We start from the raw sequence: 24,136 nt of genomic DNA on the forward strand, positions 1-24,136 counted from the left end.
CCGGCGTTACTCGTTGTCGGCGTCTTCGCGCTTGTTCGCCGCACTCGAGATCGTGTCGCCATCGTTTCCTTGTTCAGCCTGCTCGACCGGCGCACCCGGCTCGCCCGAGCGGCGTTTCGCGTTGCTGCGGCGCCTGCGCTTCTTCGGGCCGTTGCGCTCCTTGCCGCCTTGCGACAACAGTGCTTCGCGCTCGGCATGATCGCCGTCGATGAAGTCGCTCCACCACTGGCCGATGGCCGCATCGAGTTCGCCCGATTCGCAACGCAGTAGCAGGAAATCATACCCCGCTCTGAATCTTTGGTGTTCCAGCAGCTTCAGCGCGCTGCGGCCGCGCTTTTCCAGCCGATGCTGAAGACTCCAGATCTCGCGCATATCCGACGAGTAGCGCTTGTGGATCGCGAGCTTCTCGGTCTGCATGTCGAGGACATCGTCCATCGCGCGATGCAAGGCAGGCACCGGATACTCGCCGTTCGCGGTGTATTGCTGCCAGCGCGTCTGCACGTCGTGCCACAAGAGCGTGGCGAAGAGAAAGCCCGGCGAAACCGGCTTGCCGGCGCGCACGCGCTCGTCGGTGCTCGTGAGCGCGAGCGTGACGAACTTCTCGCCGTGCGGCTGTTCGAGCACGACGTCGAGCAGCGGCAGCACGCCATGATGCAAGCCTTCCTGACGCAGCCGTGTGAGACACGCGAGCGCATGACCCGAGAGCAGCAGCTTCAGCATTTCATCGAAGAGACGCGCGGCCGGCACGTTGTTCATCAGGTCGGCGAGATCCTTGATCGGCGCGCGCGTGGCCTCGTCGATTTCGAAGCCGAGCTTCGCCGCGAAGCGCACGACGCGCAGCATGCGCACCGGATCTTCGCGATAACGCGTGGCCGGATCGCCGATCATGCGCAACAGGCGCGCGCGGATATCGGCCATGCCGTCGTGATAGTCCAGCACGGTTTGCGTGGCCGGATCGTAGTACATCGCGTTGATAGTGAAGTCGCGGCGCGTGGCGTCTTCGTGCTGCTCGCCCCAGACGTTGTCGCGCAACACGCGGCCGCTCGCATCGACGGCATGCGTGCGGCCATCGAGCTCGCCGCGTTTAAGGCGGCGCGGCGGCTCCGACACCGGCTCGGGCGGGGCGTCCATCAACGCGCGAAACGTCGATGTCTCGATGATCTCCTGCCCGAACTGCACGTGCACGATCTGAAAGCGCCGCCCGATGATGCGCGCGCGGCGAAAGAGCTTCTGCACCTGATCGGGTGTGGCGTCGGTCGCGACGTCGAAGTCTTTCGGCGCGACGCCGAGCAGCAGATCGCGCACCGCGCCGCCGACGATGAACGCGCGATGCCCCGCGTGCTGCAAGCCGTCGGTCACGCGGACCGCGTTCTTCGAGATCAGCGACGGATCGATGCCGTGAATGTCCGACGACAGGATCACCGGCACATTCGGGTCGCGCTTCACGGGCGCGGCGGCTTTCTTGCGCGTGCTCTTGCGAGCGGGCTTGGCGTCGGGCGAAGCCGCCGTCGTGTCGTTCGCTGCGCTTTCGTTGGAGTCGGCGCTTTCTTGCCCGAACAGCTTGCGGATGAGTTTTTTAATCACGTGTGTCGAACAGGTTCAGGATGCGCCAGCCTTTGGCTTGCGCATGCGCGCGCAGGGTGTCGTCGGGGTTGGTCGCGACTGGATCGGTGACGCGCTCCAGCAGCGGGATGTCATTGTGCGAGTCGCTGTAGAAATAGCTGTGCCTGAAGTCGGACAGCGTCTTGCCGATCGATGCGAGCCATTGCTCGACCCGCACGATCTTGCCTTCGCGATAGCTCGGCGTGCCGGTCGGCCGGCCGGTGAGCGCGCCGTGCGGATGGTCGTCCACGGTTTCCACTTCGCATGCGATCAACGTTTCGATGCCGAAGGCTTCCGCGATCGGCGCGGTGATGAACGCGTTGGTCGCCGTGACGAGACAGCAAAGGTCGCCGTTGTCCTGATGCTCGCGCACCAGCGTGACGGCGGCCGGCACGATGCGCGGATTGATCACCTCGCGCATGAACTGCGCGTGCCAGTCGGTGAGCTGCTCGCGCGAGTATTTCGCGAGCGGCGCGAGCATCGCGTGCAGATACGCGTTGATGTCGAGCACGCCCGCCTTGTAATCGGCGTAGAAGGCGTCGTTCTGACGCGCGAAGGATTCCCCGTCGACGATGCCGAGCTTCACCATGAAGCGGCCCCATTCATGGTCGCTGTCGGTGGGAATGAGCGTGTGGTCGAGATCAAAGAGGGCGAGGTTCATGGGTGCGCATTTTACTTGAAGCGGGTCGGGGCGTTGTCCGGCGCGGCCGCGCGGGCATCGGGGTCGAGCGGATCGCCGGGGAGATCGGACGGCGCGCCGGACGGCCGTTCTTGCGCCGACACGGGAACGAGCGGCGCGGCGCGGCCCGTTTGCTGGAGCATCGTGCGCAGGAGCGGGCGCGTCACCGCGCGCTTTTGCTCCAGCGAGAAGCGGTCGAGCTCGTCGAGCAGGGCCATGAGGCTCGGCATGTCGCGCCTGAAGTGCGTGAGCAGATAGCCGGGCACGTCCTCGGCGAGCACGATGCCGCGTTCGCGCGCCGCGTGCTTCAGCACCGACGCCTTCGCTTCGTCGGAAAGCGGCTGCAGATGGAACACGAGGCCCCAGCCGAGCCGTGTGCGCAGATCTTCGCGCACGGTGAGCGCGAGCGGCGCGTCGTTGCCGGTGGCGACGAGCGCGCTCGACGGGTACGCGCGCACTTCGTTGAAGAGATTGAAGAGGGCGATCTGCTGCGCGGCGGACAGACGGTCGCAATCGTCGACGGCGTAAAGCGTCACGCGCGGATCGAAGCCGAACGCGTTGAGCGCGCTTTGCGGGCTCAGGTAGCGCGCATGGCCGTTCGCCTCGTGCGTGAGCGCCTGCAGCAGATGGCTGCGGCCGCTGCCCGGCTCGCCCCACACGTAGAACGTGCGGTCGGCGACCGGCCCGGCCGCGAGTGCGCCTTCGAGCTCGCGCAACCGCGCGATCAGTTCGTGATTGCCGGCGGCGAAAAAATTGTCGAAGGTGGCGGGCGGCGGCGTGCCCAGATCGAGCGTCAGTTGGCGTTGCACGGGAGATCGGTGTCGTCGGGCCTTGAGTCGGGCATATCTTGAAAACTGCCGGATGAGCCACGGGTATACGCGCAAAGCCGCAGCGGAGCGCCCTGTGCGGCCGTGGCTCGGGCGCTTTTCAGACCGGCTTCGATCTCGAAAAGAGCGCCTTCGCGATTTCTGGCGAACGCGGGAAAATCCGGCCTGCCGACCGTCGTCGGGTCATCATCGGGTAAAATCGCATTTTACCGACCTTCTTGCTTCCCTCCCCATGAATCAACCGAAATCCGCTCCAGACGCCCAAGGTTTGTCGTATCGCGACGCGGGCGTGGACATCGACGCGGGCGACGCGCTCGTCGACCGGATCAAGCCGTTTGCCAAGAAAACCTTGCGCGACGGCGTGCTGGGCGGCATCGGCGGATTCGGCGCGCTCTTCGAAGTGCCGAAGAAGTACAAGGAGCCGGTGCTCGTGTCGGGCACGGACGGCGTAGGCACGAAGCTGCGCCTCGCGTTCACGCTGAACCGTCATGACACCGTCGGCCAGGATCTCGTCGCGATGAGCGTGAACGACATCCTCGTGCAGGGCGCCGAGCCGCTCTTCTTCCTCGATTACTTCGCGTGCGGCAAGCTCGACGTGGACACCGCCGCCGACGTCGTGAAGGGCATCGCGACGGGTTGCGAACTGGCGGGCTGCGCGCTGATCGGCGGCGAGACGGCGGAAATGCCGGGCATGTATCCCGATGGCGAATACGACCTCGCGGGCTTCGCGGTCGGCGCGGTGGAAAAGAGCAAGATCATCGACGGCAGCACGATCAAGCCGGGCGACGTGGTGCTCGGGCTGGCTTCGAGCGGGATTCATTCGAACGGTTATTCGCTGGTGCGCAAGATCATCGAGCGCGCGAATCCCGATCTGAACGCCGACTTCGACGGCCGCTCGCTTGCCGACGCGCTGATGGCGCCGACGCGCATCTACGTGAAGCCGCTGCTTTCGACGATGCAAAGCGTGACCGTGAAGGGCATGGCGCATATCACGGGCGGCGGTCTCGTCGAAAACATTCCGCGCGTGCTGCGCGAAGGGCTCACGGCCGAGCTGGATCATCGCGCGTGGCCGCTGCCGCCGCTCTTCGCTTGGCTGCGGAAGCACGGCGGCGTCGCGGATGCGGAGATGCATCGCGTGTTCAATTGCGGCATCGGGATGGCGGTGATCGTCGCGGCGGAAGATGCCGATGCGGCTATCGGTTTGCTGTCGGCTGCGGGCGAGCAGGTGTGGAAGATCGGCGTCGTGCGCGAGAGCAAGGAAGGGGAGGCGCAGACGGTGGTGGTATGAGCGCCGCGCGATTGGGCTGATTTGAAGGCAAAAACCCTCGCTTTGCGCGAGGGTTTTGTTTTTTGGGTGGGGCGGTTACGGTTGCCTTGGCCTATCAATTGGTTCAATAGCCGCAGCGACGGTATGCCGAGTCCCCATCTAAATGCATCATCTGATAACAACTACCAGGAATGTACATAACCTCATGGGTCTGGTCGGGAGTAGATCCAAGTTGTCTTGTGAGGAACGCGGCGGCGATTTTGTTGAAGGCCGGGCGCGGAGCCGTCAAATGATAGGGGAATGTTGTCGAGGATTCGGAAACGGGTGCGGTCAAACGCGTTCCGGAAGAGATCAGGTCGCCTGGATAAACTTTACCTTGATACTCGACATACATGTCATCGGCAGTCAGGAATCGGCCGCTGTCAGCGCCCCCGCCTGCTGGTCTCGAGATTTGGTACCCGCCGAGCGTTTTGACGACGGCCGGCGCTCTTTTTTCTTAAGTCTTGCATGGTTCCGTCGAATAGAACTTTCGAAAGATCGACGCGAAGGACTTCGGTTTGAGCCGTGTAGCGTTTCCGCCTGATAGTGCATTTTTTGCACTATCAGGCGGATTGGAAAATGCTAGCCTTTTGAAACGATACACGCAATATTTCAGTCTGCTTTTTCAGACTTTCGGAACGCGAACGAGTGCTTCCATTGCCCGCTCGGTCGCATCCCCCGCGCAGCAATCCACCACGACGCGCTCCGGCATCGCTCTCAACCACGTCAACTGCCGCTTGCATAACTGCCGCGTCGCAAAGATGCCCTTGTCGCGCATCTCGTCGTAGCGCGTTGCGCCGTCGAGGTATTCCCACGCTTGCCGATAACCGACGCAGCGCATCGACGGCATCGACAGATCGAGATCGCCGCGCTCGCGCAGCCGCTTCACTTCGTCGATGAAACCGTGCGCAAGCATCGCATCGAAGCGCGCGGCGATGCGTGCATGCAGCACCGCGCGATCCGACGGCTCCAGCGCGACCGGCACGAAGCGATACGGCGCATCCACGTGCTGGGTACGCGGTGCGGCGAGGAGCGTGGACATCGGTTGTCCCGTCAGCATGAAGATTTCGAGCGCGCGCTGGATACGCTGCGAGTCGTTCGGTGCGAGCCGCGCGGCCGTTTTCGGATCGACCGCCGCGAGCCGCGCGTGCAGTGCGGGCCAGCCGTCGCGTGCGGCGTCGGCGTCGAGCGTCGCGCGTACGTCGGCGTCGGCGGTGGGGAGATCGTTCAGGCCTTGCGTCAGCGCCTTGTAGTACAGCATCGTGCCGCCGACCAGCAACGGCACATTGCCCCGCGCGATGATCTCGCCGACCAGCCGCAGCGCATCCGCGCGAAACTGCGCGGCGGAATAGCTCTCGGCAGGATCGATGATGTCGATCAGATGATGCGGCGCCGCCGCGCGCTCCTCAGCGCTCGGCTTGGCCGTGCCGATGTCCATCTCGCGATAGACGAGCGCCGAATCCACACTGACGATCTCGACCGGATGCCGCGCCGCGAACGCGAGCGCCGCCGCCGTTTTCCCCGAGGCCGTCGGCCCGAGCAGACACGCCACACGCAAAGCGGTATCGCTCATTGTCCGCGCATGAAAAGGCGGTCGAGATCGGCGAGCGTGAGCTGATACCACGTCGGCCGGCCGTGATTGCATTGATCGGCGCGCTCGGTCGCTTCCATCTGGCGCAGGAGCGCGTTCATCTCGTCGAGCGTGAGCCGGCGATTCGCGCGCACCGCGTTGTGACACGCGAGCGTGCCCAGCAATTCGTGTTGACGCTCGGTGAGCACGCGCGATCCGCCGTAGGCGTGCAGGTCGGCAAGGACGGCGCGTGCGAGCGATTGCAGATCGGCGTCCTTCAGCAGTGCGGGCACGGCGCGGATCGCGATCGATGTCGGCGACAGCACCGCGAGATCGAAACCGAGCGCATCGAGCGTGTCGCGCTCTTCCTCGACGGTGCCGATCTCGACCGGTTCGGCCGTCATCGACACGGGAATCAAAAGCGGCTGCACCGCGATCGCCCGGTCGGCGAGCGCGTGCTTGAACTGCTCATAGAGAATGCGCTCGTGCGCGGCGTGCATGTCGACGATCACGAGGCCGCGCGCGTTTTGCGCCAGCACGTAGATGCCGTGAATCTGGCCGACGGCGAATCCGAGCGGCTGTTCGCCGGCGTGATCGAGTGCGCTGTCGTTTGCCATCACCGGCGCCGAGGGCCGCTCGTCCGCGCTCGGGTAAGGCGTGTCGATGGAAGTCGTCGCGTTCGGCGTGCCCGCGCCGGTGTCCTTGCGCCCGAACAGCGCGTCATACAGCGCGAGCGGCTGCGCGACCGGCAGCGTGCCCTGCGTCATGCGCGACTGGCGCATCCAGTTCGTGCCGTTCTCGCTTTTGAGATGCAGTGTGTCGGGCGCACCGGCAAATGGCTTCGCACTGAACGACGCCGGGCCGGTCGGCTGCAACTGCGCCGCGTGGCCGCCCGATGTCGTCTCCGGCGAAGCGCCCGCGTGCCGGGCGAGCGCGCGCTGCACGGCATGGAAGACATATTGGTGGATCGAGCGCGAATCGCGAAAGCGCACCTCGATCTTCGACGGATGCACGTTCACATCGACGGATTCGGGCGGCAGATCGAGAAACAGCACGTACGCCGGATAGCGATTGCCGTGCAACACGTCTTCATACGCGGCGCGCACCGCGTGCGTGAGCAGCTTGTCGCGCACGAAGCGGCCGTTCACGAAGAAATACTGCTGGTCGGCGCGGCCGCGGCTCGCGGTGGGCAGGCCCGCGCAGCCGTAGACGGCGAGCGGCCCGGCGCGTTCGTCGAGCGGCAGATGCGCGGTTTCGAACACCTCGCCGAGAATCTTCGCGACGCGCGTTTGCGGATCGCTCGCGTTCCAGTGCTCCACGGCCTTGCCGTTATGCATCACCGAAATCGCGACGTCGGGCCGCGCGAGCGCCGTGCGGCGGATCACGTCGAGGCAATGCCCGAGCTCGGTCTGCTCGCTCTTCAGGAACTTGCGGCGGGCGGGCGTGTTGAAGTACAGCTCGCGCACTTCCATCGTCGTGCCGACGGTGCCGGCCGCCGGCGAGATCGCGCCGGTCTGCGCGTCGATGCGCGTGGCGTGCGGGCAGCTTTCCGTGCGGCTCGTGATGAACAGCTCGGCCACCGATGCGATCGACGCGATCGCCTCACCGCGGAACCCCAGTGTTGCGACGGCTTCGAGCTCGGCGAGCGAGCGGATCTTGCTCGTGGCGTGGCGCATCAGCGCGAGGGGAAGCTCGTTCGGCGGAATGCCGCAGCCGTCGTCGGCGACCACGATGCGTTTCACGCCGCCTTCGTCGAGCGTGATGCGCAAGGTCGTCGCGCCCGCGTCGAGCGCGTTTTCCAGCAGTTCCTTGACGACCGACGCCGGCCGTTCCACCACCTCGCCCGCGGCGATCTGGCTGATGAGCTGGTCGGGCAGCGGGGCGATCGCGCGCGAACGGCGCACGCTGTCGGCGGTCAAATCGCCAGCGGAGGGTTCGTTGAGGTCGGACATGCCGAAATTATAACGATTCGCAACGTTTCGCCCGTTTCGCCTCTGGCTCGACCGGGCGCATCCGTCCATGCCCGCCAACGCGCCGCACAATGACGCCTGGATACGGTTTTTTTTAACCGGCTCGATGTACCACTTCGGTATCATGGCGCGACTCCCGCTTTCGATGCCGATGCGCCGCTTTTCCGGCGCCGGCGCAACTTTTCGAGGAAAGATTTTTGGACACGTTGCTGCAATTCCTGGGACTCATTCTTCACATCGACAAGTCGCTCGGTGTCTTCATCCAGAATTACGGCGCCTGGGTCTACGCGGTGCTGTTCCTGATCGTGTTCTGCGAAACCGGACTCGTCGTGTTCCCGTTCCTGCCGGGCGATTCGCTGCTGTTCATCGGCGGAGCGTTCGCCGCGTCGCACGAGATGGATCTCCTCGCGCTGATCGTGTTGCTGCTCATCGCGGCGGTGACCGGCAACACGGTGAATTACTGGATCGGCCGCGCCATCGGACCGAAAGTCTTCGACACGAACATTCCCGTGCTGGAGCGCTTTCTCGACCGGGCCGCGCTGCAGAAGACGCATAACTTCTATGAGAAGCACGGCGGCAAGACGATCGTGATCGCGCGTTTCGTGCCGGTGGTACGGACCTTCGCGCCGTTCGTCGCGGGGGTATCGTCGATGAGTCACGCGCGCTTTCAGTTGTTCAATATTCTGGGCGCGCTCGTCTGGGTGCTGTTGCTGGTGCTGCTCGGTTTTTTCTTCGGCAACATTCCGTTCATCAAGCAGTATCTGAACGTGATCGTGCTGGTGGGAATCGGTGCCGCGATCGTGCCGATCGCGATCGGCGCGCTCTGGAAGATGAGCCGCCGCAATTCGAAGGCTTGAGATAGGGGCGGCCCGCGAGGCCGCCGAACGCCGGCCTCGCGGCGCTGCGCAGCCGCGTCAGGCGCGGCGGAACAGGCGGATGATGAAAAGCAGCACCACCGCGCCGATCACGGCCGTAAGCAGTGTGCCGAGGATGCCGCCGCCGAACGAGAGGCCGAGCGTGCCGAAAATCCATCCGCCGATCACGCCGCCGACGATACCGACGAGGATGTCCACGATCACGCCGAAGCCGCTGCCGTTCATGATGAGACCGGCGAGCCAGCCGGCCACGCCGCCGATGATCAGACTGAGGATGATGCCGTGTTGCATGATTTGCATGGGGTGAGGCTCCTGTCGAATTGAGAGTTGCGGGACGCAGGCAAAACCTGCATCCGGGCGCGGGCAATGTATCGGAAATGACCGTGGCGGGGGTCCGTCAACCGTCAAAGATTGTCAAGGCGGCCAGCCCGCGATTTGCCGTACGGCAGACGACGCGTGGGTGCGGCGGTTTACGTCAAAAATTTAGAATGCCAAAGGATTTGTCGACTGTTTAACGAGGTGTGTCGTTTAGGTCACTGAGGCGAATTTGTTTCTGTAATGTTTTATGCTGGCGGAATCGTGTTTTTTCAGAATTTGAGATTTGTGTGGGGCGAGCGGGTGCGCGCGGTGTCCGGAGTATTGATCGCGCTGGCATTCATCGCGTTGGCGTCCGGCTGTGGCATTCTCCGATGCGGTGGAACGGCGGTGTACGGCGTATCGATAAGTGTCTGCGCGTAATCAAAACGCCGCGGACGAACGCGGCCGGCGAGTTGAAAAAGTTCAAGACGACAAGCATGGGAAAGCTGGTGGGGCACAAGGAAGATTTCAGATCCGACTCGCGCGGGGCGATCGCGGGCATGGCGCTCGTGGCGGCGATGGCGGCAGGACTGGCGGGCTGCACGTCGACGCCGCGCACGCCCGCGCCGATCATCGAAAATTCGGCGTTGAGCGCGCCGCCGGTCGTGCAAGGCACGTCTCCGGGCGTGACGCCCGCACCGGTCGTGCCGCTCGGGCCGGCCATTGCCGCGCCGGTCGAGCCGGGCTTTTATCGCGTGAAGCCGGGCGACACGCTCTATGCCATTTCGCGCACCTTCAAGCAGAAGCCCGCCGATCTGGCCAGGTGGAACGCGCTGCCGGAAAGCAAGCAGGTGAACGTCGGGCAGGTGCTGCGTGTCGCGCCGCCTGGCGCATCGGTGCCGGCTTCGACGACGGCGAGCACATCGGCGGCTACATCGAAGACGGCGCAGCCTCCGCTTTTGCCGACGCCCGAGAAATCGGCGGCGCAGAAGCCCTCGGCCGACAAGCCCGTCGCAGCGAACGAGGAGCGTCCATCGGCAGTCACCGCGACCGCGCACAAGGGCACGTTCGTCTGGCCGGCCCACGGCGAAGTCGTGCGCAAGTTTGGCGTGAGCGGCAACAAGGGCATCGATATCGAGGGCAAGGTCGGACAGCCCGTGAAGGCGGCGGCGTCGGGCAAGGTGGTGTACGCGGGCAGCGGCTTGCGTTCCTACGGGCGCATGATCATCGTCAGGCATGGCAACGACTATCTGACCGCCTACGCATACAACGAAAAGCTGCTCGTGAAGGAAGGCGACACCGTCAAGCAGGGCGCCACCATCGCGGACATGGGCACCGGGCCGGGCGGCGCGCCGACCTTGCATTTCGAAGTGAGAAAGTCGGGTGCCGCAGTCGACCCGGTGCCGCTGCTCGGCGCGGCGGGCGGCTGATGCGGTGCGTGCAGGAAGGGGACGGAAGGTGAAAAAGATCGTGATCGCCGCGCTGGCCGCGGCTTCGTTGACATCGCTGCTTACCGGATGCGATCAACAGCAGAGCGAGGAAGGGTTGAACAAGCTCAAGGCGTTCTTCAATGCAGTGAAGCCGGATAACCTGCTGCTCAAGAACTTGCAGCCTGGCGTCACGACCGAGGCGCAGATCCGCGAACAAATGGGCGAGCCGGAGACCGAGCGCACCTTTACCGACGGAAGCAAGCGTCTCGAGTATCCGCGCGGTCCGGCGGGAACCAATACGTACATGGTCGATCTCGATGCGAACGGCCTCTTCGTCTCGGTGACGCAAGTGCTGACTGCGGAAAATTTCGCGAAGGTGCGGCCCGGCATGACGATGGATGAAGTGCGCAGATTGCTCGGCAAGCCGACCGAGATCGCCGAGTACCGCCTGAAGAAGGAGCGCGTCTGGAGCTGGCACTGGCTGGAAGACGGCGTGAATCAGGACGCGATGTTCAACGCGCATTTCGGGCCTGACGGCATCGTCGTGACGACCTCGCGCTCCGAAGCGATTCGCGGTGGTCAGCGCTGACGCCCGAGCATGAGATCGATAAGCGATTCCGCTATCTGCGAGACGCGCCTTCGCCTGCTGGAGGAGGCGTCGCGTTATCGCGATCAGATGCGGCACGACGCCGACGAGCAGGCGATCGCTCGCTGGGAATGCGACCGCGGCCATCGTTGGGACAAGGCGCTGGGCGTCGCGCAGAACGTGCGCTGCATGAAATGCGCGGCCGAACGGCTCGAACTGGAAACGAAGCGCCTGCGCGACGTGGCGCAGGTGCGCGGCGGCGCGTTGCTCTCGCGCCGCTATGTGGATGCCGCGACGCCGCTGCGCTGGCAATGCGCCCATGGCCACGTGTGGGACGCGCTTCCTGAGAAGGTGTCGCGCCACTGGTGTGTCGATTGCGCGCGGACCTTGCTGACCGCCTTTCCCTGATCCTTCGTCAAGCGCCGTTCAGAGCCGTCACCAGTTCGTCCGTCGTCAGCAGTGCGTGCGCGTAAGTGCGCGCGTTGATTTCATGCGCGGCGTGCAGCGCTTCATCGGAGAAAGCGGCGGTCGCGTCGCGCACGAGCGTTACGTGATAGCCGAGTTCGGCGGCGAAGCGTCCCGTCGCCTCGATGCATGTGTTCGCGACGAGCCCGATCAGAATTACGTGCGATACGCCGCGCTGTTTCAGCAGGAAATCGAGGTCGGTGTTGGCGAAGCCGCTGCTCATCCAGTGCTCCTTGACGATCGTGTCGCCGGGATGCGGCGCGAAGTCGGGAAACCACTCGCCACCCCATGTCCCTTTGCCGAACACGAGCGATTTCGCCGCCGTCTGCAGATACGGCGACGGATGCGCCCACCTATCGACGTCGCCCGGCTCGAAGCGGCGATGCGGCACGATGAACACCGGTAGCCCGAGCGCGCGCACGGCCGAGGTCACGCGCTTCAGGTTTTCATGCAGATGCGCCGCATTGCGCGTCTGCGCGACGCGCGGCCAGAGCTTGCCACCATCGGCGAGAAAGTCGTTGTAGGGGTCCACGAACAGCAGAGCCGTGCGGTCCTTCGGATAGGCGCTCATCGTCTGTCTCCGCTCGCAACAATGAAAAGCGCGTGAACGCGCGCCGTCTCATGTTACGCGCGGGTCGTGGCAGGCATCCGAAATCGTGCGACGCCCCGGCCACAGCAAAAGAAAAGCCGGCGGCTGCCGGCTTTTGAGCTTCTTTGTCGGGGCGCTGGCCTTCTTCGCCTGCGACTCGCCGCGTCGTTGGCAAAAACTCGCGCTTTGGTTTTTTTGTCGCGCTGTGCTTTCACCCGCCACCCGGTTGAGTGCCGCCCATCCTGTTCGTCGGTCTCTCGGCGCGTTTTACTACTTCCCCCCGTGCGCTGGAATAAGTATTGCGAAAGGCCATTCCTAAGAATGTACGCTCGCAAACACATCCGCAATTGATAAGCCCATTGAGGGAAAGCACTGAGCCCGGCTCGATGTTCAGCCGGCTGACGAGACCGCGTGTGCGCGCCCGATGTCCGAGCGCATGTTCGCCGCGACGAGCGATTGCGTGACCATGCGCGCTTCGGCTTGCGCAATGTGCTCGAGCGTCGCGTCTTCCAGTTGCGCCGAGAACACGGCGAGCGCCGTGCACAGACGCGCGTGTTCGCCGGCGTCGAGCGTCCAGACGGCGTTGGCCGAATGACGCGCATCCAGTTCGACCAGCGCCTCGTGCGCGAGCGTGATGTCGTCTTCGAATTCCGGCGCGTGGCCGAGCTGACACAACTCCTCGGCAACCAGCATGTGGCGGCACAGCGTCATGAAAAGCGGCTGCGAGCCGTGCCCCCGATGAAACGCGTCGAGCGCCGCATAGCAATGCAGCAGCATCGCGTCGATCATCGGTTCGCGCGCCGCGCGGCTGTATGTCAACGCGCGCAGCAGCGGCGACATCGCGGGACGGGCGGATTTCATGTTCGTCGATTTCTTCTTCACGGCAGTACTCCCGAAAGAGGTGTTCGCGGGCCGGGGCGGTCTGTCGCGCCGGGACGCCGTATCGCTGGATGCGCTGGACGTGGGAAGCATCATCGCACCGGAAAATTAGCTGTTTCTTAAGGCGCGCGGCCGCTTGCTCAGGCGGGCGTCAGCGTTTCGCCGGACACGTGCACTTTCTGGCCGACCGCCACGCCCGGCGCCGCTTCGTAGGTGAAGCTGCGCACGCTGCCGTCGTTCATGCGGACCTGCACCTGATAAGTCGTCGCCTTGTGAACCACGTGTTCGATCTGGTTGCCCGCGAGCCCGCCGCCGATCGCGCCGATGATCGTCGCCGCCGTGCGTCCCCGGCCGTTGCCGATCTGCGTGCCCGCGAGCCCGCCGACCACCGCGCCGCCAATCGCGCCGATGCCGGTCGTCGGCTGCGCGGTCTGGACGGCGCTGACGGCGGTCACTTCGCCGGCGTAGGGATCGTAGGCGGGCGCGGGGTTCGGCGCGTAAGCCGCGCTTTCCTGAGCCGGCGCGGGCTTGCGCACAGGCGTCGGATGATGTCCGCGCACCGCGCGCGGCAGCGATGCGGGTTGCCGAGCCGCCGCCGGCGACGCCTGCTCGGCGGCTGCGGGCCGCGCGGTCTGGGCATCGACGAGCGGCGAAGCCGTGACCGTCGTGGCAGTCGCTTTGGACGACGGCAGAAGGCCCGTCATCGCGGCGACGCCGGTGCCGCACGCGAGGATGATCGACACGGCGGCTGCCGCGACGAGCGGATGAATGCGGGACGGCTTCGTTTGAATCTCGGGAACGGCGTTCATGGCAGCGACTCCTGTAGATGCCTGCCAGCTATAACGCCGTGCGACGCAGACGGTGCACGCGATTGCTGTGACATTTGTAAGCAAACGTCGCATCGCGGACGGTTTCACGTCGGCCTAGGGCGAATACATATGTTGCATAAATATTGTTAATGGCAACATATGTATCATTCCACACGAGAAAACGAGGTCGTCATGAAATCCACGTCGCTGCTTGCATCGTCTGTCGTGCTCTCCGCGCTATCGCTCTTTACGGGGCCGAGCTACGGCCAGAACGGACAGCCGACGCTCGCCAAGATCCAGAGCGTCAACCTGATCGCGATCGGCCATCGTGAAACGTCGGTGCCGTTCTCGTATGTCGATGCGAACAACGATGTCGTCGGGTTTTCGCAGGACTTGTGCAACAAGGTGATCGACGCGGTGAAGGCGAAGACGAAGCATCCGGATTTGCGCGTGCGCTTCATTCCGGTGACGTCGCAGAACCGTATCTCGCTCGTGCAGAACGGCACGGTCGATCTCGAATGCGGCGTGACGACCAATCTCACGTCGCGGCAGAATCAGGTCGCGTTTTCCGACACCTTCTTCATCGCGACGACGCGCCTGCTCACGAAGAAGGATTCGGGCATCAAGGATTTTCCCGATCTCGCGGGCAAGACCGTCGTGACGAATCAGGGCACGACGTCCGAGCGCATTCTTCGCAAGATGAACGAAGAGAAGAAGATGAACATGAGCATCATCAGCGCGAAGGATTACGGCGAAGGGCGCGCGACGCTCGAAACGGGCCGCGCGGTCGCCTACATGATGGACGACGTGCTGCTCGCGGGCACGCGCTCGCTGACCTCGAAGCCTTCGGACTGGGTGCTCGTCGGCACGCCGCAGTCGTCGGAGGCGTACGGCTTCATGATGCGCAAGGACGATCCCGAATTCAAAAAGCTCGTCGATGACGCAATGAGCCAGGTGATGAATGGCCCCGAGATCAGGACGATGTACGACAAGTGGTTCATGAAGCCCGTCCCGCCGAAGAACATCAACTTCGATTTTCCGATGAGCGAGACGATGCAGAAGCTCTACGCGCAGCCGAACGACAAGGCGTTCGAATGACGATGTGACCGGCGCGGCTTACTCGGCGAAGGGCAGGTCGGTCTGCCCTTCGGCGCGCATGCCGAAGGCGTTGAGCGTCATCGCGACGAGCGCGTAATAGCCCAGCAAGCCGACGAGATTCACCACGACCGTATGACCGAAGCGCGCGACGGCGGCCTCGTACGTCGCATCGCTCACGCGCTTCGTTTCGTAAAGTTCGGTGGCGAAATCGAAGATGAGTTCGTCGTCGGCGTCGGCGAAAGTTGGTGTCTCACCGGTGCGCAGGGCTTCGGCGATATCGGCGGGCAGGCCGGCATCGAGCGCGATTGGATGATGAATGTGCCATTCCGCCTGCGAGCGCCAGCGCGCCGCGGTCACCAGAATCGCGAGTTCCGAAAGACGCAGCGGCAGGCCCGTCTTGTAGCGGCAGAACGCGCCGAGTTTCTGCGCGTTCTGCGCGAGTTCGGGACTGAAGATCCAGCCGAGAAACGGGCCGTTGAGATTGCCGCGCGGGCCGCTCAGGATGTCGTGCAAGACGGCTTTCTGCTCGTCGGATGCGGTCGCGGGCTGGAAGTCGGGAAGTCGTTTGCTCATGTTTGTTCTCATGCGATAGCGCAAAGCGCACCGTCGATGGCGTCGGAAAGACGCTCGACAATCGTCTCGATCTGTTCGCTCGTCGTGATGAACGGCGGCGCGATAAGCACGTGATCGCCGATCCGGCCATCGACGGTACCGCCCATCGGATAGACCATGAGGCCGCGCTTCATCGCCTCGCTCTTGATGACGGCGTGCAGTTTGTGTTTCGGGTCGAACGGCGTCTTGCTTGCGCGATCCTGCACCAGTTCCACGCCGGTGAAGAGACCGCGCCCGCGCACATCGCCGATGAACGGGTGATTCGCCTGCCGTTCGCGCAGCAGTGCGCGCAGTTGTTCGCCGCGCGCCATCACGTTGTCGAGCAGCTTGTCTTCGGCGATGACCTTCTGCACCTCGAGCGCCGCCGCGCACGCCGTCGCGTGACCGATATACGTATGCCCGTGCTGGAAGAAGCCCGAGCCGCCGACGATCGTGTCGAAGATCTCGTTGCTGACGAGTGTCGCGCCGATCGGCTGATAACCCGCGCCGAGACCCTTCGCGATCGCGAGAATATCGGGCGACACGCCGTCTTCCTCGCACGCGAACAGATAGCCGGTGCGGCCCATGCCGGACATCACTTCGTCCAGGATCAGCAGCACACCGTATTTGTCACAGACCGCGCGGATCTTGCGGAAGTACTCACGCACCGGCGGCACCGCGCCCGCCGTCGCACCGACGACCGTTTCCGCGACGAACGCCGCCACCGAATCCGCGCCGAGTTCGAGGATCTTCGCTTCGAGCTCGTCGGCCAGGCGTTGCGCGAAGGCTTCATCGCTTTCGCCCGCCTGCTGCTCGCGATACGCGAAGCAGGGTGTGACGTGATGCGCCTCGATCAGGATCGGCAGGAACGGCTCGCGCCGCCACGCGTTGCCGCCGATGGCCAGCGCGCCGAGCGTGTTGCCGTGATAGCTCTGCCGGCGCGCGATGAAATGCCGCCGTTGCGGCTGCCGTTTCTCGACGAAATACTGGCGCGCGAGTTTGAGCGCGGCTTCCATCGCTTCCGAACCGCCGGAGACGAAATAGACGTGACCGAGATGCTTTGGCGCGGCTTCGACGAGCCGGTCCGCGAGCGCTTCGGCCGGCTCCGTCGTGAAGAACGACGTGTGCGCGTAGGGCAATTGCTGCACCTGGCGCTGGATGGCGTCGATCACGCGCGGATGGCTGTGACCGAGACACGAGACGGCCGCGCCGCCGCATGCGTCGATATAGCGCTTTCCGGTCGAATCGACGATCTCGATGCCGTCGCCGCGCACGGCGACGGGAAGTTTGGCGCGCGGCGCGCGATGAAATACCGTGGTCATGGTTTCTGCCTGTTGAGTGCGCTCACAACACGCGATGTGTCATTCTAACCAAATACCAACATATGTTGTCAACGACGCCTCAGCCCACGATGATGCCGTCGTTCGGCTAGCTCGCCGCGTAGGCGCCTTGCGAGTGCAGCGCGGCTTCGGCCTGCTCCAGATTCGCGACGGCGTCCTTGCCTTCGAGGGCGAGCAGTTGCGCGACGAGCATTTCCGCCAGCGCCGATGCCGCGACGAGCGACGGAAAAAATGATGGCGATTCGTGCGAGAAGATCAGCGTGTGATCCGCATTCAACGCGATGGGCGATACGGCACTGTCCGTGAGCGCAATGAGTTTCGCGCCGCGCTCGATTGCCGCTTGCGCGACGCGCACCGCTTCGACGGAATACGGCGCGAAGCTGACGACGACCACCGCATGCCGTTTCTCGATGCCGCGCAACTGCATTTCGAGCGTGCCGGCTTCGCCGCTGACGAGGCTCACGGACGGGCGGAACAGGCGATATCCATAGAGCAGGCTGAACGCGACGGGATAGCACGACCGAAAGCCCGCGACGTGGACATGCGGCGCTTTCTTCAAAGTCTTCGCTGCATCGACGACGCGCTCGGCGTTTTGCGCGAGTGTGAGATCGAGGTTGTGCGATTGCGCTTCTGCGAGATCGCGGCTCAGGTGATTGTCGGCGCCGCTTTTGACCAGCGAGCGGGCGCGCGTCGTCAGCGGTTCGGGACGCGTACGTACGCGGCTCACGAAGATTTCGCGCAGCTCGTTCCAGCCGGGAAAGCCGAGTTGTTGCGAAAGACGGACCATCGCGGCGGGCTGCACCTTCGCGCGTTCGGCGACCTTGCGCATCGAGAGGACGGCGACCTCATCGGGATAGTCGAGAAGGAATGCGGCGCCGGCCTGGAATTGCGGGCTCAGATCGGGGAAACGGTCGCGGATGGTCGCGGCGAGTTGGTCGAAGGTGGGCACGTTCTGAATGCTTGAGGAAGCGGATGCGCTATTTAAGCATGAGCGCGTCGCGGAACGGGCGCGTGAGGAGAAAAGCAAAAAGCCGCTGTCCTTTTGAGACAGCGGCTTTTTCTTGAAGCTGGTGGCGAATCAGGGACTCGAACCCCGGACCTGCGGATTATGATTCCGTCGCTCTAACCGACTGAGCTAATTCGCCGAAAGAAGACGAGATTATGGCGAGCGTCGTACAGACTGTCAAGCCCTTCCACGCAAATTCTTAAGAACCGTATGGAAGGGCAGGTGAAGCCACAATCAATCCTCGTGATAGACATTCGACTTGCGCGTGTCCTTCACGAACAGCATGCCGATCACGAAGGTCGCAAGCGCGATCACGATCGGATACCACAGGCCCGAGTAGATGTCGCCACGGGCCGCGACGATCGCGAAGGCCGTCGCCGGCAGGAAGCCGCCGAACCAGCCATTGCCGATGTGATACGGCAGCGACATCGACGTATAGCGGATCCGCGCCGGGAACATCTCGACCAGCATCGCCGCGATCGGTCCATACACCATCGTCACGAAGATCACGAGGATCGTCAGAACCACGATCGCCATCGGCCAGTTGATCAGCGCCGGATCGGCCTTCGCCGGATAGCCCGCGCTCTTCAGCGTGCCCGCCAGCGTCTTGTCGAAGGCCGCGCCTTGCGCCTTGGCGTCGGCGGCTTTGCCGTCGTACGTGTTCACCACCGTCTCGCCGACCTTGATCTGCGCGAGCGTGCCCGCGGGCGCCGCCACGTTCTCATAGTTCAAGCCCGCCTTGGACAGCGCGCTCTTCGCAATGTCGCACGACGTCGTGAACTTCGACGTGCCGACCGGGTTGAACTGGAACGAGCACTCGTCCGGATTGGCGATGACGACGATCGGCGATTTCTGCGTCGCTGCTTCGAGCGTCGGGTTCGTATAGTGCGCGAGCGCCTTGAAGAGCGGGAAGAAGCTCAATGCGGCGATCAGACAGCCGGCCATGATGATCGGCTTGCGCCCGATGCGGTCCGAGAGCGAACCGAAGAACACGAAGAACGGCGTGCCGATCAGGAGCGCAATCGCGACCATGATGTTCGCGCTGGTGCCATCGACCTTGAGCGTCTGCGTAAGGAAGAAGAGCGAATAGAACTGGCCCGTGTACCACACGACCGCCTGGCCCGCCGTCAGACCGAAGAGCGCGAGCAACACGATCTTCAGGTTTTTCCACTCGCCGAACGCTTCCGTGAGCGGCGCCTTCGAGGTCTTGCCTTCCGCCTTGATGCGCTCGAACACAGGCGACTCGTGCAGCTTCATCCGAATCCACACGGACACGGCGAGCAGCAGGATCGACACGAGGAACGGAATGCGCCAGCCCCACGCGCCGAACTGCTCTTCGCCCATGATCGTGCGCACCGCGAGAATCACGATCAGCGAGATGAAGAGGCCGAGCGTCGCCGTCGTCTGGATCCACGCCGTCCACGCGCCGCGCTTGTTCGATGGCGCGTGCTCCGCAACATACGTCGCCGCGCCGCCGTACTCGCCGCCGAGCGCGAGACCTTGCAACAGCCGCATCGCGATGAAGATGACCGGCGCCGCGATGCCGATCGTCGCGTATCCCGGCAGGAAGCCGATCAGAAACGTCGACAGACCCATGATCACAATGGTCACGAGGAACGTGTACTTGCGCCCGACCATGTCGCCGAGACGGCCGAACACGATCGCGCCGAACGGACGCACCGCGAAGCCCGCGGCGAAGCCCAGCAAAGTAAAGATGAAGCCGGCCGTCGGATTGACGCCAGAGAAGAAAGTCTTGCTGATATAGACGGCGAGCGAGCCCGCCAGATAGAAGTCATACCATTCGAACACCGTGCCGAGCGATGAGGCGAAGATGACTTTCTTCTCCTCCGCCGTCATCGGTGCGTGTGACACGCGCCCCTCAACCGTAGCCATGTATCGTCTCCTGATTTGATTTTCGAATACATCGGTCCGCGATTAGGCGGCTCCGGTGCAACGATTATTGGAACGAAAACTTACGGCGTTCTGACGCGGTCGATGACGCGCCACACAAAGACTGAACGAGTATGTGTACGCCATTGTCGGGCATGTTATTCGAACGGTCGTTTAATTTCTTCTAACTTCGTTCTTCTCGCGTGCGCAGCACGGCTATGCGACGCTTGCGCTCAGGGTTTGTCCCGGGCAGGAAAAACCCGCGGAAGACTGACCCTTACAAGCGTTCCGGCGAGCCTCGGGCTTTCCTGATACACGTGATCCTCGATGGCGAGCGTGCCGCCATGCATCGTCGCGATCTCCTTGACGATCGCAAGGCCGAGTCCGCTGCCGTCGCCCTCGCGCCCGAGTATCCGATAGAAGCGCTCGACCACGCGCTCGCGCTCCGCTACCGGAATGCCGAGGCCCGTGTCTTCCACTTCGAGATGAACGAGATCGAGATCGTGGTCGTCGATCCGCACGCGCACGGTGATGCGCCCGTCCGCCGGTGTGTAGCGGATCGCGTTGTCGATCAGGTTCGACAGCATCTCCCGCAACATCACGACGTTGCCTTCCACTTCGACCGGAAACGGCGGCTCCTCATAACCGAGGTCCATGCGCTTGGCGAGCGCGGCTTGCACCCAGTCGCGCACGGCGAGCCGCGCGAGGTCCGTCAGCACGACGGGGGTGAATATCTGCCCCGTCGCGCGATTCTCGGCGCGTGCGAGCGCGAGCAGTTGCGTCACGAGGCGCGCCGCGTGCTCGGAGCTCATGGCGATCTGTTCGAGCGAGCGCTGCACTTCCGTCGACACGTCATGGCGCATCGCCAGTTCCGCATGCATGCGCAGGCCCGCGAGCGGCGTCTTCATCTGGTGCGCGGCATCGGCGATGAAGCGCTTCTGAAACTCCATGTTCTGCTCGAGGCGCGTGAGCAGATCGTTGAACGACGCGACGAGCGGCGCGATCTCCGGCGGCGCACTGCCCGCCTGAAGCGGCGAGAGATCGTCGGGGCGGCGTGCGCGGATGTTCGACTGCAACGCATGCAGCGGCGCGAGCCCGCGCGACAGTCCGAACCATACGAGGATGATGGCGAGCGGCAGGATCACGAACTGCGGCAGGATCACGCCCTTGATGATGTCGTTGGCGAGCTGGCTGCGCTTGTCGAGCGTTTCGGCCACCTGCACGAGCACCGGCTGCGCGCTGTCAGGATCGCGTCCGGGCGCGAGTCCGGGCAGATAGACGGTCGTATAGGCGACGCGAATGTCGTTGCCGCGCAGCACGTCGTCGCGAAACTCGACGATGCCCGGCTGCGGACGATCGTCGTCATGCGGCAAGGGCATGTCGCGGTCGCCGCCGACCAGCTCGCCGCGCGTGCCGAGCACCTGGAAAAACACGCTGTCGACGTTATCGGCGCGCAGGAAATCGCGCGTCGCATCGGGCAGGCGCAATTCGGCGACGCCATTGACCGGCTGAATCTGGCGCGCGAGCACGTAGGCGTCGGCTTCGAGCGCGCGGTCGAACGGCCCGTTCGCGATCGATTTCGCGACGAGATACGTCACCGCGATGCTCATCGGCCAGAGCAGCAGAAGCGGCGCGAGCATCCAGTCGAGAATTTCACCGAAGAGCGAGCGCGGATGCGTCTCGTTGTCGGGCTCGAGTTCGTCGGGCGGCGCGAAGGGATTGGCGTAGCGCGCGTCGCGCAGGGCGTCGGAATCGTCGGCGTTCGCCTGTGCCTGGCTTTTCGACTCGGGCGGTTCGGTGGAAACGGGCGACGCCATGCACGCTACTTATAGTGATGGCCGGTGGCGACGCCCGACGGTTGCGGGCCCGCGCCGTTCGCGCCGTGTGTGCCGCTGGTACCGCTTGTGCCGCTTGTGCCGCTCGTGCCGCTCGTGCCGCTTGCGCCAGGTGTCGCCGCGCCCGCTTTCTCGAGCGTGTAACCCAGGCCGCGTACCGTAATGATCTTCGCGCCGCTCGGCTCGATCTTTTTTCTAAGCCGATGCACATAGACCTCGATCGCGTTATTGCTGACTTCCTCGCCCCACTCGCACAGATGATTGACGAGCTGTTCCTTCGACACGAGCCGGCCGGTTCTTTGCAATAACACTTCGAGCACGCCGAGCTCGCGCGCGGACAGATCGATGACCTGATCGCCGATCGTCGCAATTCGTCCGACCTGATCGAAAGAAAGCGAGCCGTGCTTCACGACCGTCGGGCCGCCGCCCGCGCCGCGCCGTGTGAGCGCGCGCACGCGCGCTTCGAGCTCGTTCAGCGCGAAAGGCTTGGCCATATAGTCGTCCGCGCCGAGATCGAGGCCCTTGACGCGTTCATCGACGCTGTCGGCGGCGGTCAGAATCAGCACGGGCATCTGCGAGTTGCGCGCGCGCAGGCGGCGCAGGACTTCGAGACCGGGCATGAGCGGCAGGCCCAGATCGAGTATCAGCAGGTCGAACGTCTGCAAGGAAAGAGCGGTGTCCGCCTCGACGCCATGCTTCACATGGTCGACGGCGTATCCCGATTGGCGGAGTGATCGGACGAGGCCGTCCGCGAGTATGCTGTCGTCTTCGGCAATGAGGATTCGCATCGTCGTGTGCGCCTTTTTTACGCCGTGCATGCGCGATGAAGCGCATCGGCATTGCCGGCACCGTGTGTCGCCCGGCGCGGCGGTCTCCAGGTGTTTCGTAGTCTTTGCGCGTCTCGCGCGGCGTGGAAAAAAGTTGCGTCACGCCGATCTGTGCTTGCAAAAACTACTGTTTTTTTATACAGTGTCTGCGTGAGTGGAAGCGCGGTTTCGTATGCTCGATCGAGCAGCGGAAAAGCCCGTGAACACTGCCTCAGACGCCGTTCATCATAGCAAAGGACGATTCATGGAAGAAAGCAAGAAAGGCCCGGCTGGAATGACTGCGGAAAAGAGCAAAGCCCTGGCCGCCGCGCTCTCGCAGATCGAAAAGCAATTCGGCAAAGGGTCGATCATGCGGCTCGGCGCAGGTGAGGCGGTCGAAGACATTCAGGTGGTCTCCACCGGTTCGCTCGGACTGGACATCGCGCTCGGCGTCGGCGGTCTGCCGCGCGGCCGTGTCGTGGAAATCTACGGCCCGGAGTCCTCGGGTAAAACTACGCTCACGCTGCAGGTGATCGCGGAGATGCAGAAGCTCGGCGGCACGGCGGCGTTCATCGACGCGGAACACGCGCTGGACGTGCAATACGCGCAAAAGCTCGGCGTGAACGCGCAGGATCTGCTGATCTCGCAGCCGGACACGGGCGAGCAGGCGCTGGAAATCGCGGATGCGCTGGTGCGCTCCGGCTCCATCGACATGATCGTCATCGACTCGGTCGCGGCGCTCGTGCCGAAGGCGGAAATCGAAGGCGAAATGGGCGATTCGCTTCCGGGTCTGCAAGCGCGTCTGATGTCGCAGGCGCTGCGCAAACTCACCGGTACGATCAAGCGCACGAACTGCCTCGTGATCTTCATCAACCAGATTCGCATGAAGATCGGCGTGATGTTCGGCAACCCGGAAACCACTACGGGCGGTAACGCGCTCAAGTTCTATTCGTCGGTGCGTCTGGATATCCGCCGTATCGGCTCGATCAAGAAGAACGACGAAGTCATCGGTAACGAGACGCGCGTGAAGGTCGTGAAGAACAAGGTGTCGCCGCCGTTCCGCGAAGCCATTTTCGACATCCTGTACGGCGAAGGCATTTCGCGTCAGGGCGAAATCATCGATCTCGGCGTGCAGGCGAAGCTGGTCGACAAGGCTGGCGCCTGGTACAGCTACAACGGCGATCGCATCGGTCAGGGCAAGGACAACGCGCGTGAATTCCTGCGCGAGAATCCGGACATCGCACGCGAGATCGAGAACAAGATCCGCGAATCGCTGGGTGTGGCCGCGTTGGGCGAGGCTGTTGTCGCAGGCGCCGCAACGGCCGACGACGAGTAAGCATCGGGCCTGAAGGGCGATGCAGAAGCGTCGGTTCGGAGCGAAGGCTGACACGGCGGATGACGGAACCGATAACGGTTCCGAATCCGCCGATCGCTACGAACGAAGCAGCGAGCGACGGGGTGCATCGTCGAAGTCCAGCGGCTTCAAACGCAGTAACAAGCAGCGGGGGGGGGGGGGCGGGGTGGGGGGGGGGGGGGGGGGGGGTTTTTGGGGGGGGGGGGGGGGGGGTGGGGGGGGGGGGGGGGGGGGTGGGGGGGGGGGGGGGGGGGGGGGGGGGGGTGGGGGGTGGGGGGGGGGTGGGGGGTGGGGGGGGGGGGGGGGTGGGGGGCGGGGGGGGGGGGGGTGGT

23 protein-coding genes and 1 tRNA gene are annotated in these 24,136 nt (G+C 64.0%); 8 read left to right on the top strand and 16 right to left on the bottom strand.

Going from position 1 to position 24,136, the window contains the following annotated elements:
* Window positions 1–6 precede the first annotated feature (6 nt).
* Genes pcnB through hda form a run of 3 tightly spaced genes read right to left on the bottom strand, consistent with a single transcriptional unit; the run spans window position 7 to window position 3,090 of the window.
* Entirely contained in the window at window positions 7–1,584 is a 1,578-nt protein-coding gene (gene pcnB / locus NCS58_RS03145) for a polynucleotide adenylyltransferase PcnB (protein ID WP_061117732.1), read from the bottom strand.
* The gene (locus NCS58_RS03150; protein ID WP_061117731.1) at window positions 1,577–2,263 is read right to left on the bottom strand and encodes an HAD family phosphatase; all 687 of its coding nucleotides are present in this window, start codon (window positions 2,261–2,263) and stop codon (window positions 1,577–1,579) included. The genes pcnB and NCS58_RS03150 overlap by 8 nt, the downstream gene beginning before the upstream one ends.
* An 11-nt stretch (window positions 2,264–2,274) precedes the next feature.
* On the bottom strand, window positions 2,275–3,090 hold the full coding sequence (hda, locus tag NCS58_RS03155; protein WP_250537824.1) for a DnaA regulatory inactivator Hda: 816 nt from the start codon (window positions 3,088–3,090) through the stop codon (window positions 2,275–2,277).
* Window positions 3,091–3,340: 250 nt separating this feature from the next.
* Here hda and purM point away from each other — a divergent pair, with 250 nt between their 5' ends.
* Window positions 3,341–4,396: a phosphoribosylformylglycinamidine cyclo-ligase gene (gene purM, locus NCS58_RS03160; protein WP_250537825.1), complete on the top strand. Its 1,056-nt coding sequence runs from the start codon at window positions 3,341–3,343 to the stop codon at window positions 4,394–4,396.
* Window positions 4,397–5,039: 643 nt separating this feature from the next.
* Here purM and miaA read toward each other — a convergent pair.
* Both miaA and mutL read right to left on the bottom strand, forming a co-directional pair.
* Complete coding sequence (gene miaA, locus NCS58_RS03165; RefSeq protein WP_061117728.1) at window positions 5,040–5,987, bottom strand: tRNA (adenosine(37)-N6)-dimethylallyltransferase MiaA; 948 nt, start codon at window positions 5,985–5,987, stop codon at window positions 5,040–5,042.
* Window positions 5,984–7,936, bottom strand: coding sequence for a DNA mismatch repair endonuclease MutL (gene mutL, locus NCS58_RS03170; protein WP_250537826.1), 1,953 nt, complete (start codon window positions 7,934–7,936; stop codon window positions 5,984–5,986). The genes miaA and mutL overlap by 4 nt, the downstream gene beginning before the upstream one ends.
* Before the next feature lie 215 nt (window positions 7,937–8,151).
* Between mutL and NCS58_RS03175 the strand changes: the two genes are divergently transcribed.
* On the top strand, window positions 8,152–8,811 hold the full coding sequence (locus NCS58_RS03175; RefSeq protein ID WP_250537827.1) for a DedA family protein: 660 nt from the start codon (window positions 8,152–8,154) through the stop codon (window positions 8,809–8,811).
* 57 nt (window positions 8,812–8,868) lie between these two features.
* On the opposite strand, the gene NCS58_RS03180 is transcribed toward NCS58_RS03175, so the two are convergent.
* Window positions 8,869–9,120, bottom strand: a complete 252-nt coding sequence (locus NCS58_RS03180) for a GlsB/YeaQ/YmgE family stress response membrane protein (protein ID WP_061117878.1) — start codon at window positions 9,118–9,120, stop codon at window positions 8,869–8,871.
* Window positions 9,121–9,623: 503 nt separating this feature from the next.
* Here NCS58_RS03180 and NCS58_RS03185 point away from each other — a divergent pair.
* The 3 genes from NCS58_RS03185 to NCS58_RS03195 are packed head-to-tail and all read left to right on the top strand — an operon-like array spanning window position 9,624 to window position 11,550.
* Entirely contained in the window at window positions 9,624–10,556 is a 933-nt protein-coding gene (locus NCS58_RS03185; protein WP_250537828.1) for a peptidoglycan DD-metalloendopeptidase family protein, read from the top strand.
* A gap of 28 nt (window positions 10,557–10,584) precedes the next feature.
* Entirely contained in the window at window positions 10,585–11,145 is a 561-nt protein-coding gene (gene bamE, locus NCS58_RS03190; RefSeq protein ID WP_250537829.1) for an outer membrane protein assembly factor BamE, read from the top strand.
* A gap of 9 nt (window positions 11,146–11,154) precedes the next feature.
* Complete coding sequence (locus NCS58_RS03195; RefSeq protein ID WP_061117724.1) at window positions 11,155–11,550, top strand: hypothetical protein; 396 nt, start codon at window positions 11,155–11,157, stop codon at window positions 11,548–11,550.
* 7 nt (window positions 11,551–11,557) lie between these two features.
* Here the strand turns inward: NCS58_RS03195 and NCS58_RS03200 are convergent, their stop codons facing one another.
* Together NCS58_RS03200 and NCS58_RS03205 are read right to left on the bottom strand one after the other, a co-directional pair.
* Window positions 11,558–12,178, bottom strand: a complete 621-nt coding sequence (locus NCS58_RS03200; RefSeq protein WP_250537830.1) for an isochorismatase family cysteine hydrolase — start codon at window positions 12,176–12,178, stop codon at window positions 11,558–11,560.
* Between the two features lie 408 nt (window positions 12,179–12,586).
* Complete coding sequence (locus NCS58_RS03205) at window positions 12,587–13,078, bottom strand: hypothetical protein (protein WP_409219252.1); 492 nt, start codon at window positions 13,076–13,078, stop codon at window positions 12,587–12,589.
* Between NCS58_RS03205 and NCS58_RS34155 the strand changes: the two genes are divergently transcribed.
* On the top strand, window positions 13,056–13,187 hold the full coding sequence (locus NCS58_RS34155) for a hypothetical protein (RefSeq protein WP_284502111.1): 132 nt from the start codon (window positions 13,056–13,058) through the stop codon (window positions 13,185–13,187). The two genes, NCS58_RS03205 and NCS58_RS34155, sit on opposite strands and share 23 nt — an antisense overlap.
* 28 nt (window positions 13,188–13,215) lie before the next feature.
* On the opposite strand, the gene NCS58_RS03210 is transcribed toward NCS58_RS34155, so the two are convergent.
* Window positions 13,216–13,884: a glycine zipper 2TM domain-containing protein gene (locus NCS58_RS03210; RefSeq protein WP_061117721.1), complete on the bottom strand. Its 669-nt coding sequence runs from the start codon at window positions 13,882–13,884 to the stop codon at window positions 13,216–13,218.
* Between the two features lie 192 nt (window positions 13,885–14,076).
* Between NCS58_RS03210 and NCS58_RS03215 the strand changes: the two genes are divergently transcribed.
* Window positions 14,077–14,982 carry a glutamate/aspartate ABC transporter substrate-binding protein gene (locus NCS58_RS03215; RefSeq protein WP_250537832.1) on the top strand — a complete coding sequence of 302 codons (906 nt, stop codon included), beginning with the start codon at window positions 14,077–14,079 and terminating at the stop codon, window positions 14,980–14,982.
* An 18-nt stretch (window positions 14,983–15,000) separates the two neighbouring features.
* On the opposite strand, the gene NCS58_RS03220 is transcribed toward NCS58_RS03215, so the two are convergent.
* From NCS58_RS03220 to NCS58_RS03250, 7 genes are all read right to left on the bottom strand, one after another.
* On the bottom strand, window positions 15,001–15,555 hold the full coding sequence (locus NCS58_RS03220; protein WP_061117719.1) for a carboxymuconolactone decarboxylase family protein: 555 nt from the start codon (window positions 15,553–15,555) through the stop codon (window positions 15,001–15,003).
* Between the two features lie 8 nt (window positions 15,556–15,563).
* Window positions 15,564–16,895, bottom strand: coding sequence for an aspartate aminotransferase family protein (locus NCS58_RS03225; RefSeq protein ID WP_250537833.1), 1,332 nt, complete (start codon window positions 16,893–16,895; stop codon window positions 15,564–15,566).
* A gap of 106 nt (window positions 16,896–17,001) precedes the next feature.
* On the bottom strand, window positions 17,002–17,862 hold the full coding sequence (locus tag NCS58_RS03230; RefSeq protein WP_061117717.1) for a MurR/RpiR family transcriptional regulator: 861 nt from the start codon (window positions 17,860–17,862) through the stop codon (window positions 17,002–17,004).
* 119 nt (window positions 17,863–17,981) lie between these two features.
* Window positions 17,982–18,058: transfer RNA gene (locus NCS58_RS03235), tRNA-Met, on the bottom strand.
* 95 nt (window positions 18,059–18,153) lie between these two features.
* On the bottom strand, window positions 18,154–19,812 hold the full coding sequence (locus tag NCS58_RS03240) for an MFS transporter (protein ID WP_061117716.1): 1,659 nt from the start codon (window positions 19,810–19,812) through the stop codon (window positions 18,154–18,156).
* Window positions 19,813–20,042: 230 nt separating this feature from the next.
* Window positions 20,043–21,626: a sensor histidine kinase gene (locus tag NCS58_RS03245; RefSeq protein ID WP_250537834.1), complete on the bottom strand. Its 1,584-nt coding sequence runs from the start codon at window positions 21,624–21,626 to the stop codon at window positions 20,043–20,045.
* Window positions 21,627–21,631: 5 nt separating this feature from the next.
* Window positions 21,632–22,432 (bottom strand): response regulator transcription factor, encoded by an 801-nt coding sequence (locus tag NCS58_RS03250; RefSeq protein ID WP_250537835.1) that lies wholly within the window; start codon window positions 22,430–22,432, stop codon window positions 21,632–21,634.
* Window positions 22,433–22,715: 283 nt separating this feature from the next.
* Here NCS58_RS03250 and recA point away from each other — a divergent pair, with 283 nt between their 5' ends.
* On the top strand, window positions 22,716–23,786 hold the full coding sequence (gene recA, locus NCS58_RS03255; protein WP_061117714.1) for a recombinase RecA: 1,071 nt from the start codon (window positions 22,716–22,718) through the stop codon (window positions 23,784–23,786).
* The last annotated feature ends 350 nt before the right edge of the window (window positions 23,787–24,136 follow it).

The sequence above is a fragment of the Caballeronia sp. INML3B genome (genome assembly GCF_023631305.1).
Lineage (GTDB): Bacteria > Pseudomonadota > Gammaproteobacteria > Burkholderiales > Burkholderiaceae > Caballeronia > Caballeronia turbans.